10 protein-coding genes are annotated in these 14510 nt (G+C 48.9%); 2 read left to right on the top strand and 8 right to left on the bottom strand.

What is annotated here, in order from left to right; genetic code table 11:
- The first annotated feature begins 41 nt into the window (after positions 1–41).
- Positions 42–341 carry a helix-turn-helix domain-containing protein gene (locus LACZS1_RS02885; protein ID WP_070652084.1) on the top strand — a complete coding sequence of 100 codons (300 nt, stop codon included), beginning with the start codon at positions 42–44 and terminating at the stop codon, positions 339–341.
- A gap of 261 nt (positions 342–602) precedes the next feature.
- Here LACZS1_RS02885 and gdhA read toward each other — a convergent pair whose 3' ends face one another.
- A complete protein-coding gene (gene gdhA, locus LACZS1_RS02880; protein WP_070652083.1) occupies positions 603–1946 on the bottom strand; it encodes an NADP-specific glutamate dehydrogenase in 1344 nt (447 codons plus the stop codon).
- A gap of 268 nt (positions 1947–2214) precedes the next feature.
- On the opposite strand from gdhA, the gene LACZS1_RS02875 reads away from it, so the two are divergent.
- On the top strand, positions 2215–3153 hold the full coding sequence (locus LACZS1_RS02875) for an L-lactate dehydrogenase (RefSeq protein ID WP_274804290.1): 939 nt from the start codon (positions 2215–2217) through the stop codon (positions 3151–3153).
- 91 nt (positions 3154–3244) lie between these two features.
- Here the strand turns inward: LACZS1_RS02875 and LACZS1_RS02870 are convergent, their stop codons facing one another.
- From LACZS1_RS02870 to LACZS1_RS02840, 7 genes are all read right to left on the bottom strand, one after another.
- Positions 3245–4723: an APC family permease gene (locus tag LACZS1_RS02870; RefSeq protein WP_010493375.1), complete on the bottom strand. Its 1479-nt coding sequence runs from the start codon at positions 4721–4723 to the stop codon at positions 3245–3247.
- Between the two features lie 323 nt (positions 4724–5046).
- Positions 5047–6339 carry a serine/threonine transporter SstT gene (gene sstT, locus LACZS1_RS02865; RefSeq protein WP_070652082.1) on the bottom strand — a complete coding sequence of 431 codons (1293 nt, stop codon included), beginning with the start codon at positions 6337–6339 and terminating at the stop codon, positions 5047–5049.
- A gap of 268 nt (positions 6340–6607) precedes the next feature.
- A complete protein-coding gene (locus LACZS1_RS02860; protein ID WP_070652081.1) occupies positions 6608–8620 on the bottom strand; it encodes a PTS sugar transporter subunit IIABC in 2013 nt (670 codons plus the stop codon).
- Between the two features lie 13 nt (positions 8621–8633).
- Positions 8634–10286: an alpha,alpha-phosphotrehalase gene (gene treC / locus LACZS1_RS02855; protein ID WP_070652080.1), complete on the bottom strand. Its 1653-nt coding sequence runs from the start codon at positions 10284–10286 to the stop codon at positions 8634–8636.
- Positions 10287–10336: 50 nt separating this feature from the next.
- The gene (gene treR / locus LACZS1_RS02850) at positions 10337–11053 is read right to left on the bottom strand and encodes a trehalose operon repressor (protein WP_049170908.1); all 717 of its coding nucleotides are present in this window, start codon (positions 11051–11053) and stop codon (positions 10337–10339) included.
- A 285-nt stretch (positions 11054–11338) separates the two neighbouring features.
- On the bottom strand, positions 11339–12568 hold the full coding sequence (locus LACZS1_RS02845; RefSeq protein WP_070652079.1) for an L-lactate MFS transporter: 1230 nt from the start codon (positions 12566–12568) through the stop codon (positions 11339–11341).
- Between the two features lie 160 nt (positions 12569–12728).
- Positions 12729–14510 carry an ABC transporter ATP-binding protein gene (locus LACZS1_RS02840; RefSeq protein WP_070652078.1) on the bottom strand — a complete coding sequence of 594 codons (1782 nt, stop codon included), beginning with the start codon at positions 14508–14510 and terminating at the stop codon, positions 12729–12731.

Here is a 14510-nt window from a genome sequence, read left to right as displayed (position 1 = left end):
GTTGAAAAAAGTTGTTCAACGTCTCAAAAAAGGTGAATAACATGACTAAAAGTACACTCGAAAAAAGTATTGAAGAGCTCAATCAACTATTAGACGGAAATGATCCTGGCGTTGAACGGCATGAGCGACATCTACCAACACCGCCTGAGTTTACCGGCGAAGAAATCAAGAAAATTCGTCAGCAAATCCCAGCAACGCAACTCGTCTTCGCTCAAATTATGGCGGCTTCTCCTCGTACCGTTCAGGCTTGGGAAACGAACCGCGGTAAACCAAATGGGCCAGCTCGGCGTCTCATGCAACTGATTGAACTTGATCCATCAGTGGCGCGACTTTTGATGTAGAAAAAGAACAGGGTTTGATGCCAAGTACCGTTTTATGGACGGCTGCTCCGTTGATAATTTTTTTGGCCTACGCTCACACTATAACGCGCTTCCCGGCGCAGCAGTCGGCTCACGCTCACATATAAAACAACGGCGATCAGATAACTTCACTTATCCGATCGCCGTTGTTTTTGTACTTTCTGTAGTTGTTCATAGAAAGATCGCTTGGAAACTCAATGCTTGGACACAGCTAGTTCAACTTTTGTCATTGTCACGAATTGCCTACATTCCCTGCGCATACATAGCATCTGCCACTTTAAGGAAGCCAGCGATGTTCGCGCCCGCTTCGTAGTTACCAGGCACGCCGTATTCGTCCGCAGCATCTGCGCTGGCCTTAAAAATGTGTTGCATGATTTCGTGTAGTTGGCTGTCGACTTTTTCAAAGCTGTCACTTTCGCGGCGGGAATTCTGGCCCATTTCCAGCGCTGAAACAGCGACGCCGCCAGCATTGGCTGCTTTTGCCGGTCCGTATAAAATTCTGGCGTCTGCATAGGTAGCGATGGCGTCCGGATCGCTTGGCATATTGGCGCCTTCAGCAACCGCAATCACGCCGGCTGCCTTAAACCGCGCCGCTTGATCACCGTCAATTTCATTTTGCGTGGCGCAAGGCAATGCCAAATCAAACTTAAGATCGGTGGCGTCCCAGACCGAACCTTCATGATACTGTGCACCAGCCACCCGGTCCGCATAAACTTTAATGCGACCGCGCTCGACTTCCTTGATTTGTTTAACCACCGCAACATCAATCCCGTTTTCATCGACCACATAGCCATTCGAATCGGAAACGGTAATCACCTTGACGCCCAGTGCTTCAGCTTTCTCGGCAGCATGAATCGCAACGTTACCAGCACCGGAAATGACCGCACGCTTCCCGGCTAACGTCTCGCCATTGGCTTTCAATAACTCATCGGTATAGTAAATCAACCCATAACCGGTGGCTTCCGTCCGCGCCAACGAGCCACCATAACTAAGGCCTTTACCAGTCAAAACCCCACGTTGCGCACCTTTCAGCCGTTTATATTGACCGTAAAGATACCCGATTTCGCGAGCACCGACGCCAATATCACCAGCCGGTACATCCAAATCCGGCCCAATATACTTGCTCAGTTCGGTCATGAAGCTTTGACAAAAACGCATCACTTCGGCATCCGACTTTCCTTTTGGATTAAAATCGGAACCACCCTTGGCCCCACCAATCGGCAAAGTGGTCAGACTATTTTTAAAAATCTGTTCAAAGCCTAAAAACTTCACAATGCTAAGATTCACGGAAGGATGCAAGCGCAGGCCACCTTTGTATGGACCAATCGCCGAGTTAAACTGAACGCGAAATCCGCGATTAATTTGAATATTTCCTTGGTCATCCTGCCACGGAACGGCAAATTGAATCGCCCGCTCCGGTTCAACCAATCGCCCAAGAATATTGGCCTTCACATACTCCGGATGCTTCTCAAACACCGGCGTAATCGTTTTCAAAAGCGTTGAGGCCGCTTCAAAAAATTCCGATTGGTTCGGATCGCGCTGTTTAAGCGTTGCAAGCACTGACTGCACATAAGAAGCTGCTGACATGGGAAACCACCTTTCTCAAAAAACGTAACGGACGTTGTTTTAAGATTAACAGAAAAATGGCATTTTGATAAGAACTCTTTGTTAATGATGACCAGAATTTCAGTCGTTTATTAACTTGTCTCAACTATCCTCTGTTACAATGAAATCGGATACATGTAAAAAAGCTGGTCACGGCTGCTGGTCTTCAACAGTCCAGTGGATTCAGCTCGGTTGGGTACTGATTGTTTGAACACAAGTTGTTAACATCGTTATGAGGAGGAATTTTGGAATGCAGAATCGCGGAAATATTATTTTAATTGGTGACGGCGCCATTGGGTCGAGTTACGCGTTTAACTGTCTTACAACCGGCGTCGGTCAGAGTCTGGGCATCATCGACGTCAATGAAAAACGGGTACAAGGCGACGTTGAGGATCTTTCGGATGCGCTGCCTTACACGTCACAAAAGAATATTTATGCGGCTAGTTATGAAGACTGCAAATATGCCGATATTATTGTGATTACTGCGGGGATCGCGCAAAAGCCGGGACAGACACGACTTGAGTTGCTAGCGATTAACGCCAAGATTATGAAGGAAATCACTCACAATATCATGGCAAGCGGCTTCAATGGTTTCATTTTGGTGGCTTCCAACCCGGTTGATGTGCTGGCAGAATTGGTTTTGCAGGAATCCGGCTTGCCGCGCAATCAAGTACTCGGCTCCGGCACCGCATTGGATTCGGCGCGACTACGAGCGGAAATCGGCTTGCGCTACAACATTGACGCCCGCATCGTTCATGGTTATATCATGGGTGAACACGGCGATTCCGAATTCCCGGTTTGGGATTACACTAATATCGGTGGCAAGCCAATTCTTGACTGGATTCCGAAAAATCGGCAGGAAAGCGACCTTGCTGAAATCAGCGAGCGCGTGAAAACCGCGGCTTACGGGATCATCGAAAAGAAAGGCGCCACTTTCTACGGTATCGCTGCTTCGCTGACTCGGTTAACCAGCGCGTTCTTAAATGACGATCGCGCAGCATTTGCCATGTCCGTTCATCTCGAAGGCGAATATGGCTTAAGCGGCGTTTCGATCGGTGTTCCTGTCATTCTTGGCGCTAACGGTTTGGAACGCATTATCGAACTTGATTTGAATGCCGAAGATCATAAGCGTCTATCAGATTCTGCGGCGATTTTAAAAGAAAATCTCCAGAAGGCCCAGGAAGCTTAGTCAGTATTCATCAGTCAAAGAAAATTAAAAACGCTCACAAAGACAAAATCTTTGCGGGCGTTTTTAATTTAAACCATATCTTTTAAACCACTCAGTCTTCTTTTGACTGCTCCAATGCTTCGGTTTCCTGCTCAACAACCGACCCTTTTGTCAGCGCTGAATGCCGCATACCGTACAGGAAGTAGATAGCGCACCCGATCAGGAACCAGACGCCGGAGTACATTTTGGCTTGAATGTCCAGACCCAGGAAAACCACCAGCGAGCCGAGGAAAGCTACGGCAGGTAACACCGGATACAACGGCATTTGGAAGCGCGGCTTGGCGATGTCCTTGCCTTCACGCGGACGGAGGCGATAAATGCCGAGCGTGACGAACATGAAGGCAATCAGCGTGCCGGCGGAAATCAGTTGTGCCAGGAACGCAAATGGGAAGAATGCCCCGATAATGACACCGATCGTGATTAAAACTGCCAACGCAATGTTCGGCAACTTGCGGCTGTTCAACTTGCCCAAACCGTGTGGCAACATGCCATCGCGGCCAAAGCTGTAAAGCAACCGGGATCCTGCCATGGCCATGCCGATTAAGGCCGTGAACATTCCCAAAACCGCAATGCTTTCGACCACTGTCGCGACTACCGCATGACCGGAGTGGCGCAGCGCCCAGCCAACTGGTTCGGCGTTGTTGGCGTAATCTTGATACGGGAACATGCCCAACAAAACGAGGCCGACCGAGACAAACAGGAAAACCGCAATTAACAGCGAGCCAAGAATCCCCCGCGGCATCGTTTTCTCCGGATCGATCGCTTCAGCCGAATTCGCAGCAATCGAATCAAAACCGATATAGGCCAGGAAAATCATAGAAACGCCGGCATAAATCCCCTGCCAGCCGCCAAAAGGGGTACCGTCAGCATTCAGATGATACTTCGGGAAAAACGGATGGAAGTTTTCCGGATGAATCGCGGTCAAGCCGACCACAAGGAACAGCAAAATTGCCAAAACCTTCATGACCACCAAAATGTTTTCGACCCGCGCAGCACTTGACACACCGCGTGACAGCAAAACACCGACCATCAACATCACCACCACGGCGACGAGGTCGACAACCCCGCCGTTAGTGCCAAACGGATTGGCCAACGCCGCCGGAAAATTCAGGCCGATCGTCGCCAGCAAGCCGCGAAAATTAGCGGATAACCCTGAAGCAACGAACGCAACGGCAATAAAGTACTCGGCTAACAAAGCCCAACCGGCAATCCAGCCGAAGAACTCGCCGAACACCACATTAATCCATGAATACGCCGAGCCGGCAAATGGCATCGCGGCCGACATTTCCGCGTACGCAAACGCTACTAATCCTGCTACAATCGCAGCGACTAAAAAAGAAATCGAGACTGCGGGACCGGCGTGTTTAGCCGCAACCACCCCTGGTAACGTGAAAATAGACGCCGACACAATGGTCCCGACCCCTAAAGCAAGAAAGTCACGTACCCGTAACACTCGCGGCAGGTGCGAATCTTTATCTTCGTAAACACTTGGATCCTCTTTTCGAACCAGTCGTTGCCACACTTTACCCATTGGAACCTCCATTAAACAGTTAATGCTGTCTTTTCAATGTGTTAATAAAAAATCCATGAAAACTAGGTTAGCACATTTTAGCAAAGCTGGAAAGCGCTGTGTTTTTAATGACATCAGTTATCATAGGAAAAATAACCTTACAATTTTTTAAGCTAGACAATTTGCCTGTTAAATCAACATTTCACAGCTAAAAAAGCACCAACTTTAAAAGGCAAAAACTGCCCAAGCGACCTCTTTCGTCTCTTGGGCAGTTTTCATCAGGTTATTAAGTGACTGAGTTGATACGTGGCACGGTGCATCAAACCGGAAGTACTGCTGCGAATTTAAATCTGTTCGCCTTCTTCTTCAACCAGCTTGGCAGCTTTGGTTTTCACTTTACCCGCGGCTTTAACCGCCGCGCGCATATCGACCGGGTGACCATCGCGGCGATCATCGGCATACTCGGCGGTAGCAGTAAACAGCAAGTCGGAAGCCGAATTAACCGCCGTTTCCACGGAATCCTGAACCACCCCGATGATGAAGCCGATACCGACCACCTGCATCGCGATGTCATTGGAGATCCCAAACAGTGATGCCGCCATTGGAATTAATAACAGCGACCCGCCGGCAATCCCCGATACCCCGGTTGCCGAAATGGCTGATAAGAAGCACAGCAGCAAGGCTAGGAAGATGCTGACATGCACGCCCATGGTATTGGCCGTTGCCAACGTCATAATCGACACCGTGATGGCAGCACCACCGGAGTTAGCCGAACCGCCCAGTGGAATCGAAATCGCATAGCTTTCTTTGTTCAAGCCTAAATCTTCGCAAGCTTGCAGATTGATCGGGATGTTCACCGCGCCACTACGGGTGAAGAATGCCGGAATGCCGCTGACTTTTAACGTCCAAAACGTCAACGGATAAGGATTCTGATGGGTCAACAGCCACACCATAAATGGGTACACGATCAGATAGACAAATACCATCGTCGCGACCAACAAGATGAGCAGCTGACCATATGCCATGACGCCTTTAACGCCAGTCTTACTTAACGATTCATGCAGCAAACCGACAATCCCGAACGGTGCAAACTGTATCACCGTTTGGGCTACGCTGCTGACGGTTTCTGCAAACTCGGTCACCACTTTTTTGGTTGTGCCACTCGCCAGGCGCAATCCCGCCCCAATCAGCACTGACCAGAACAGAATCGCCAAGTAATTGCCTTCAACCAGCGCAGAAATCGGATTGGCCACTGCATTGGTCAGCAAGTCGGAGACAACCGTGCCTAAATCCTTTGGCGCACTTTCGGCAATTTTTATTGCGCCAGGCAAAACAAGCTTGATCGGGAAAAGATAAGAAACCGCGACCGCCGCAATAGACGAAAGCAGTGTGGCACTTAAGTAAAGCACGATCACGGTGCCAAAGTGATTCTTCGAGCCAGACCGGTATTTTGAAATTGCCGACATGATCAGCAAAAACACCAGTAATGGCGCGATCGCTTTTAATGCGCCAACAAATAACTTCCCTAAAATATCGATAAAGGACCAGGAGGGCACCAATACCCCTAACACTGCCCCAACAATGATTCCGATGACAATTTTCAGAATCAGCGACACATCTTTGTACCGTCTATACATCTCGGCCCTCCTCCATGAAAAATTAGTGTTCAATGAGAACACTTTTTAGTGTGCCCTAATTCTGCGGCAACTGCAAGTTATTTTTATCGAAATCGGCACAAATTTTTGTGGCGTTTCTCCGATCATGATCGGCCTCGCTTTTTTGCCAAGCAAAAACACCGATGCCCAACGACATCGGTGTTTTAACTACTAGACTTCTAGACTTTGATTCTTCGCCAAAATGACACGATTATCATTTCGAACCACTTTTCAGTGAAGCCTTAACTCATTATTCAACTGTCTTTCCTAAGCGCTTCTTCTTAGGTGCTGCCTTAGCCGCATTGGCATCGGCATCTTTATAACCGAAGAAGTAAACCAAGAGGAAGGCGGCAACCAAGGTCACAACCGAAGCAATCCAGAATCCGGCAAAGTTGCCTGGATTGTGTGCCCAACCCGGAGCAGCAAATGATGGAAAACCAATGAAGCTGCCAGTGAATCCGTACATCGAAACACCTAACAGGCCATTGACAACGCCACCGATTGCGGCACCGATACTAGCAAAGACGAAGACCCGGCCATACTTCAAGTTAACACCATACATCGCAGGTTCGGTGATGCCGCAGCATGCGCTGATGAACGCGGAAATAGACAAACCTTTCAGTGCTGGGTTGTGCTTGGTCTTAACCCAGACAGCCAACGCGCCGGCACCTTGGGCAATCATAGAAATGGAGACGATGCCGTTAAGCACGGACTCTGGGTGTGCCGAAGACAATTGTGCGGTAATAACCGGGATAACCGCCCAGTGCAATCCGAAGATAACCAGAACCTGATACAGACCGGCAATAATGGCGTCGGAAATCATTGGCGTCAAGCTGAGTAATGCCTGAATCCCGGATGTGATCGCACCAGACAGCACCGTGATCAGTGGACCGACAACCAAGACAACCGTCATGCCGACTAAGAAGATTTCAACCAGCGGCGTGAAAATCATCCGCAGAACCAGTGGCATCCAGCTCTTGATCCACGGTTCAAGCTTGGCTGCCATCCATGCCGCAAAAATCATCGGGAAAATCGAATACGTGTAATTCGCAATGTGGACAGGTAAGCCGAAGAAACTGGCATTGACCCCCATGCCCAGTAACGTACCACTAACTTTACCAGCCGTTGCAATCTTAGCAATTGATGGATAAATCAGGAACGCACCGATAATGCCAACGATAACCGGATCCGAACCGAGTTTTTGCGCGGCCGTGAAACCGACGATCACAGGCAGGAAGTAAAAGGCTGCATCGCCCATCGCATTAATAATCACGTATGTCGGATCCGTTGTTGAAAGATGGAACCAGGTGGTCATAATGTTGAGAACACCTTTGAGCATCCCACTGGCGGCCAACAGTCCGATAACCGGAATCATGGATCCGGTTATCGTCCCGATCAACGCCTGGGTCCAACGTTTGATTGTGCCCCAGAAACTGGTATCTTTATCCTCTGCTTGGGTTTCTTTAATGGCTTCCGCAGTACCTTCAGCATTAGAGTAGCCGGGGCCTAACTGTTTAATGACTTCATCATAAACGTCAGTGACGGCTTGCCCAATGACCACTTGATACTGGCCGTTTGCTCGGGCAACATCAATGACGCCCGGAATGTTGCGCACTGTGTCATCGTCCGGCTTTTGTTCATCTTTCAGATAAAACCGCAACCGGGTGATACAGTGAATCAAACTATTGACGTTCTGTGCCCCACCGACATCGGCAATAATCTGGCGGGCAGTCGCCGCATACTTGCTTTCCTTCTTATTTGGCGTCGCCGCCGTTGTTGATGTAGCCGCAGCTGCCTTAGGTGTCATCACGGCAACTTCTTCACCAACCTTAACTTCGCCCGGGGTGACATCAAGATGATCAACCACGTCATTGGTATTGGTAATCGCAACAATGACCGTGGTCTTTTTGCCGGCTTTCTTGATCGCATCCAAATCCATGGAACCAATCACGTCGCCGGCTTTGACTTTGGCATCCATTGCCGTATCGATTTCAAACGGTGCGCCTTTCAACTCAACCGTATCAATGCCCAAGTGAATCAACAACTCGGCGCCGTCATCGGCTTTAATCCCGATTGCATGCTTGGTATCGGCAATCATCATGATGCGTCCGTCAACCGGCGCAGCAATCTGACCATCTGATGGTTCAATACCAAAGCCATCACCCATCATTTTCTGTGAAAAGACCGGATCGGAGACGTCTGTAATCGCCATGGCAAGCCCTGAAACAGGCGCCAAAATGTGTAGCTTCTTTTCATCAGCCATTTTTGGTTCCTCCTTAATTCTCTTCCGATGTCAACAATGCGATCGTCGCATACGGCGGCAATGTCATCGTTGCAGTTGGTATTAATCCTGACTCATTGGTAATAAGCACTTTTGCGGATTGGAATCGATTTGGCAGCGGTACTGTGATCGTCTTGTCACTGAAGTTATTCAGGACCAACAAATGATCCTCACCAGCAACCCGTTCGTACGCATACAAGCGGTCGATATCGATTCCAAACGGTTCATAACTGCCGTCACTGATCACGTCGTATTCTTTCCGCAACGCAATCAACTTTTGATAAAATTGGAAAATTTCGCCATGCGCCAACTCATCTTTGACGTTGATTTCTTTTTGATTCGTCGGTCGCAGCCAAGGTGTACCGGTGGTAAAGCCGGCATTAGCCGAATCATCCCACTGCATCGGCGTCCGACTGTTGTCACGGGCCTTCGCCAAAATGATGGCAAACGCCGCTTTTTCCGACTTACCTTCCTTGAGCAACGCCTTGTAAGCATTCTTGGCTTCGATATCCACATAATCAGCCATTGAATGGTAGTGCGGATCGGTCATGCCGATTTCCTCACCCATATAGATATACGGGGTGCCACGACTGAGATGAATCGCCGCAGCAAGCATTTCGGCACTTTTAACCCGATACTTGTCAACGTTACCAAAACGATTGAGTGCCCGCGGCTGATCGTGGTTATTCCAAAACAGCGCCTGCCAGCCGCCGCCTTGATCTAACTGTTGACCCCAAGTGTGCAAAATGTCCCGCAACGCATTGAAGTTATACGGTTCTTTCGTCCACTTTTCACCGTTCTTATAATCCGTCTTCAAATGGTGAAATTGAAAGACCATGGATAATTCATGATTTTCCGGTTTCGTGTAGGCGATTGAGTTCTTAACAGTTGTGGAACTCATTTCGCCCACCGTGACACTGTTTTGATCCTGGCCGAAGCTGTTGGCGGCCAGTTCCTTCAGATAGTCCTGAACAATCGGCGTATCCGTGTACAGCGTTTTGCTGGCAACCTCTGGCGGTGCATCGACCAGTTTTTCTGCCTTGCCAATCACATTCAACACATCGAACCGAAATCCGTGGACACCCTTGGCACGCCAAAAGTTAATAATCGCTGCGGCTTCTTGCCGAACCGCTGGATTGTGCCAATCAAAATCAGCTTGGCGGCGTTCGTATAAATGCAGATAATAATTGCCGGTGTCGCCAAACGGTGCCCACGCTGGCCCGCCGAATTTGCTTTCCCAGTTAGTCGGCAAGCTGCCATCCGGCTTTGGCGGGCGAATATAATAATAGGCTTGATAATGCTTGTCGCCAGCCAATGCCTTTTGGAACCATTCATGCTCTGTGCTGGTATGATTCAACACCATGTCCAACATGATATCGATCCCAGCTTCTTTGAGTTTCTTAGCCAATTCGTCAAAATCCGCCATCGTACCAAACCGTGGATCAATGTTGCGATAATCGGCAACATCATAACCGTTATCGTATTGTGGTGACACGAAAAATGGATTGAACCAGATCATGTCGACGTGCAATGACTTAAGATAATCAATCTTGTCAATAATGCCACGCAAATCGCCGACCCCGTCGCCATTGCTGTCATAAAACGACTTGGGATACAGCTGATAAATGACTTTCTTATGAAATCCCATCATGCACCTCCTTAATCTTCACCTTTAACTGAAGCTCGACCTGCCACCATTCACGGCCGCATTCGCCGCGCAAAATCATGAAACTTAAACCGATCCGCCCGGTGACGCGACTCCGTGTATTGAAACTTTGTTGTATCGACCAGACTGCTGCAACTGCGAACTACGACGACCACTGCGGCTTGGGGCAACTTCAGGTAACGCCGATCTTCTTCGGTGGCTGTTTCCACCGTGATTTCCTTGGTCGCATAGGCAATGGTCAATCCCACCTGACCTTCAAGATAGGCATACAACGAATCCTTGGCTGCCGACTCCGGAATCGGCGGCACTACCTTAGGATCAAGATAATCGATATCGATGATGTCTGGCTCACCTTTCAAATACCGCACCCGCTTCAAAAACCGCATCTGCTTCGTCGTGACGTGCGGATCCACATCCTTAAACGACTTGGCTGGTAATGTTGCAAAATGATTGGCCAAAATGACGGTTCGCGTCTGTAAGTGAAATTGTTTGGCCAGTTCGGCATAACTCACAACTCCTGAAACGGGAAAAACGTATTCCTGCCGATTAATCACCGTTGAACCTTTACCTTTTTGCGACTGGATAAACCCGTCGTCTTTGAGCAGCTGCAATGCTTTTCGTACCGTGTCACGCGACGCCTGGTACATTTCCTGCAACGTCCGTTCACTTGGTAGTAACGATCCCGTTACATAAATCTCTGCTTCGATCTTGTCCTTCAGATCCTGATAAATGACATCGTACTTACGCATTTCTTCCCCCTCCAGAAAGCGATTTCACTTACAGAGTTTATTTTACCTGTACGTACAGGTTTGTCAACAAAAGACGCTTGGATTTGGTCAATAATATGTGACATAAACTAAAAATGTTGTCATATCAGCATTTTGGGACATAAAAAAATCCCGTACCTAAATACGGGGTTCTGATATATTAATATCCACATTAGACGGCGTTTATATCACCAGCAAAACATCAACGGCATAATGTTTTTCATTCAGCCTAAAGTCTCTCTCTCGATCTTTTCGCAGACAAAACCGTTAGTCGGTCACATGCTTCGCATCCTGCGCAGTTGCTTTGAATTCCCGCCGAATGCGAATCGACAGCCCTAGAGCCAGTAATTCGAGAAGAACAAAGAGGATCAAGCTAACGGTATAATTGTGAAAATATTCTTCGCTAAAACTCAGCAGCGTCGGGCCAACGATTCCTGCAGCGGCCCAAGCTGTGAGCACATAACCGTGAATTGCGCCGAGCTGTTTGGTACCAAAGACATCCCCAAGATAAGCCGGAATGACCGAGAACCCGGCGCCATAGCATGACATGATCAGGCATAACGCAATCCCAAAGAGCAGCGGGGAGCCCACGGTCAAAATGCCGACCAGCATGATGACATCTACCACAAAAATCAACGTATAGGTGAGCGGCCGACCAATCAAATCAGACAACGTTGCCCAAGCCAAGCGGCCAAAACCATTAAACAAACCCACAACCCCAACCATCATAGCGGCAGTCGCAGCAGACATACCGGTTTGCTGCTGGGCCATCGGCGATGCAACCGCCACAAGCCCGATACCACAGGTGATATTGATAAAGAACATCAGCCATAAGTAGCGGAATGCTGGCGTTTTGACCGCTTCATTGGCGGTCATCGCCTTACCGGTCAAACTCACGCTTTTGGCAAGATCGGCTGCCGGCACTTCATCCGGTCGCGGCTTACGGATTACTTGAGCTGCTCCCAACATGATCACCATATAAACCGCACCCAGCAAATACATGGTGGCTACCAAGCCGATAGTTGCGATCAATTGCTGGGCAACCGGGCCAGTCAACATGGCGGCAAATCCAAAGCCCATAATCGCCATTCCGGTCGCGAGTCCGCGATTATCCGGGAACCACGCAATAATCGTTGAAACCGGCGTCACATAGCCGGCGCCCAAACCTAACCCGCCGATCACGCCGTACCCAAGATAGAGCAACGGCAACGAATCGATTTGAACCGCCAACCCGGTTAACAAAATCCCCGAACCATATAAAATCGCGGCAACTGTCCCAGTCAACCGCGGGCCAAAACGCTCAACCACACGGCCCATGAAGGCAGCGCTCATGCCCAGAAAGAAAATGGCAATACTAAACGCCACTGTGACTGAGGACAACGCCCACCCTGTCTGTTTGGCAATCGGACCGGTAAACACGCTCCATGCATAAACAGAACCAATCATCAAATGCAGCAAAATACCGCCTAAAGCGACCAAATACCTACGTTTGCTCATTGCTACCTCCACGAAGTCTTTATTGATCAAAACAGCGAACAGCATTGTTCTGATATAGAAAGACTATCATAAGTTTTAAGCTTTAGAAAGGCCTCTAAATCGCTTTATTTACGAATTATATTAAAAAAGATTCCGGAATTATTCGGAATCTAAATAGATGCTATTCAAACACCATCTGATTATGGTATAGCTCGGCATAAAAGCCATTTTGCGCCAGCAGCTGTTCATGATTGCCTTCTTCAATAATCCTGCCATCGCGAAGGACGACAATTTTGTCGGCATTCAAAATCGTTTTCAGCCGGTGGGCGATAACAAAGCTCGTCCGCCCTTGAATCACATTGTCCATCGCCGCTTGAATCTTGGCTTCAGTGACCGTATCCACGTTACTGGTCGCCTCATCAAGAATCAGTAAGCGCGGATCGGTTAAGATAGTCCGGGCGATCGACATGAGCTGCTTTTGCCCGGCTGAAAAGACGCTTTGTTCATCCGAAACGAACGTATCATAGCCATCCGGCAGACTCACAATAAAGTCATGGATGTTGGCCTGCTTGGCGGCGGCTTCAACCCGTGTTTGGTCCGCCTCCGGATCACCGAAGCGAATGTTATCGCGGATTGTACCGGAAAACAGTTGCGGATCCTGCAGAACGATGCCGACATTTTGTCGCAGCGATGCAAGTTTGAACTCGCGCACATCCACACCATCAAACGTAATCGAACCGGAATCGACATCATAGAAACGATTCATCAGGTTCATAACCGTGGTTTTCCCGCTGCCAGTCGGGCCAACCAGCGCCACCATCTCACCTTTTTCAACATGGATCGTAACGCCGTGCAGGATCTCTTTACCCGGAATGTAACTGAAATGCACGTTATCAATCACTAGCTCGTGTTTCAAACCATCGAGGGTGCGGCCATTTTTTGGATCGACCTCATCCGGCTGTTCTCGCACTTCGGTAATCCGACGGGCACCGGTAATGGCTAATTGAATCATGTTAAACAGACTGGTCAGCTGCACGATTGGTTGATAATACTGTTGCGCATAGTTAACAAACACAACCACCAAAGCTAAAGCCGCGCCTTGACTCAGCGATCCGTTTAACGCTAGCCAGGAACCGGCAAAAATCACAATCGCCGTGTTCAGCAACGACAACCCCATGAGCAACGGGTTTAAAATCCCGCTCCAAATCTGCCCACGCAAGTTAGATTTGCGTACCGCATTGTTATACGGTTGGAAGCCGGCAACACTTTCCTGCTGCAGGCCATTGGTAATCAACATCTTCTGACCGGTAATCTGCTCGTTGATGTAACCATTGAGTCGGCCGATATCGTCCTGTTGGCGATCAACCGCCACACTCGCCTGGTGCATGACAAACGCCGACAAGCCAATCGCCACCGGGGTCGAGGCCATGGTGATCCACGCCAACGTGGCATTCTGGGTAAACATCATCCAGATAATCCCGATAAACTGGGCACCGCTTAAGAAGATTTCGATCAGCGCCTGGTTCATGGCATTGAAAATATTATCCAAATCACTGGTAAACCGCGACAGAATATCACCGTCACTATGACTGTCAAAATACTGGACTTTCATCCGCTGCATTTTCCGGAACAAGCCCACTCGCATGGTGCCAGTCGAATAACCGCTGACTTTTGACAGCAGCAGACTCGAGATCAAAATACTGGAGGCATCAATCAAGTACAGCAAGACAAAAATGGCTAGGGTGTGGTTAAACGCCGTAAAGGAGGCTTGCGCACGCGTTGCCGGGTTCGCCCATTGCTGAACATAGACAGTCAGTTCTTCAATGGCGCGGCCCATATACGTTGGTGCAACAACAATCGCCCATGTGGAAATCGCGATCAAAATCGTCGTGATCAAAAACTCTAGCCAGTATGGCCGTAAATAATGGGCGTAAAATTTACCCGCATTTTTCAAGTCTTTCAT

The organism is Lacticaseibacillus zeae subsp. silagei (genome assembly GCF_030770335.1).
In the GTDB taxonomy this organism is placed as follows: domain Bacteria; phylum Bacillota; class Bacilli; order Lactobacillales; family Lactobacillaceae; genus Lacticaseibacillus; species Lacticaseibacillus zeae.
The sequence above is the reverse complement of the archived record's forward strand: the minus strand, read 5'-3'. Positions and strand labels throughout refer to the sequence as shown.

What these genes read in the sequence shown, in the direction of transcription:
- LACZS1_RS02885 (WP_070652084.1), top strand. Translation starts at nt 42, where the DNA reads ATGACTAAAAGTACACTCGAAAAAAGTATTGAAGAGCTCAATCAACTA.
- gdhA (WP_070652083.1), bottom strand. Translation starts at nt 1,946, where the DNA reads ATGTCAGCAGCTTCTTATGTGCAGTCAGTGCTTGCAACGCTTAAACAG.
- LACZS1_RS02875 (WP_274804290.1), top strand. Translation starts at nt 2,215, where the DNA reads ATGCAGAATCGCGGAAATATTATTTTAATTGGTGACGGCGCCATTGGG.
- LACZS1_RS02870 (WP_010493375.1), bottom strand. Translation starts at nt 4,723, where the DNA reads ATGGGTAAAGTGTGGCAACGACTGGTTCGAAAAGAGGATCCAAGTGTT.
- sstT (WP_070652082.1), bottom strand. Translation starts at nt 6,339, where the DNA reads ATGTATAGACGGTACAAAGATGTGTCGCTGATTCTGAAAATTGTCATC.
- LACZS1_RS02860 (WP_070652081.1), bottom strand. Translation starts at nt 8,620, where the DNA reads ATGGCTGATGAAAAGAAGCTACACATTTTGGCGCCTGTTTCAGGGCTT.
- treC (WP_070652080.1), bottom strand. Translation starts at nt 10,286, where the DNA reads ATGGGATTTCATAAGAAAGTCATTTATCAGCTGTATCCCAAGTCGTTT.
- treR (WP_049170908.1), bottom strand. Translation starts at nt 11,053, where the DNA reads ATGCGTAAGTACGATGTCATTTATCAGGATCTGAAGGACAAGATCGAA.
- LACZS1_RS02845 (WP_070652079.1), bottom strand. Translation starts at nt 12,568, where the DNA reads ATGAGCAAACGTAGGTATTTGGTCGCTTTAGGCGGTATTTTGCTGCAT.
- LACZS1_RS02840 (WP_070652078.1), bottom strand. Translation starts at nt 14,510, where the DNA reads ATGAAAGACTTGAAAAATGCGGGTAAATTTTACGCCCATTATTTACGG.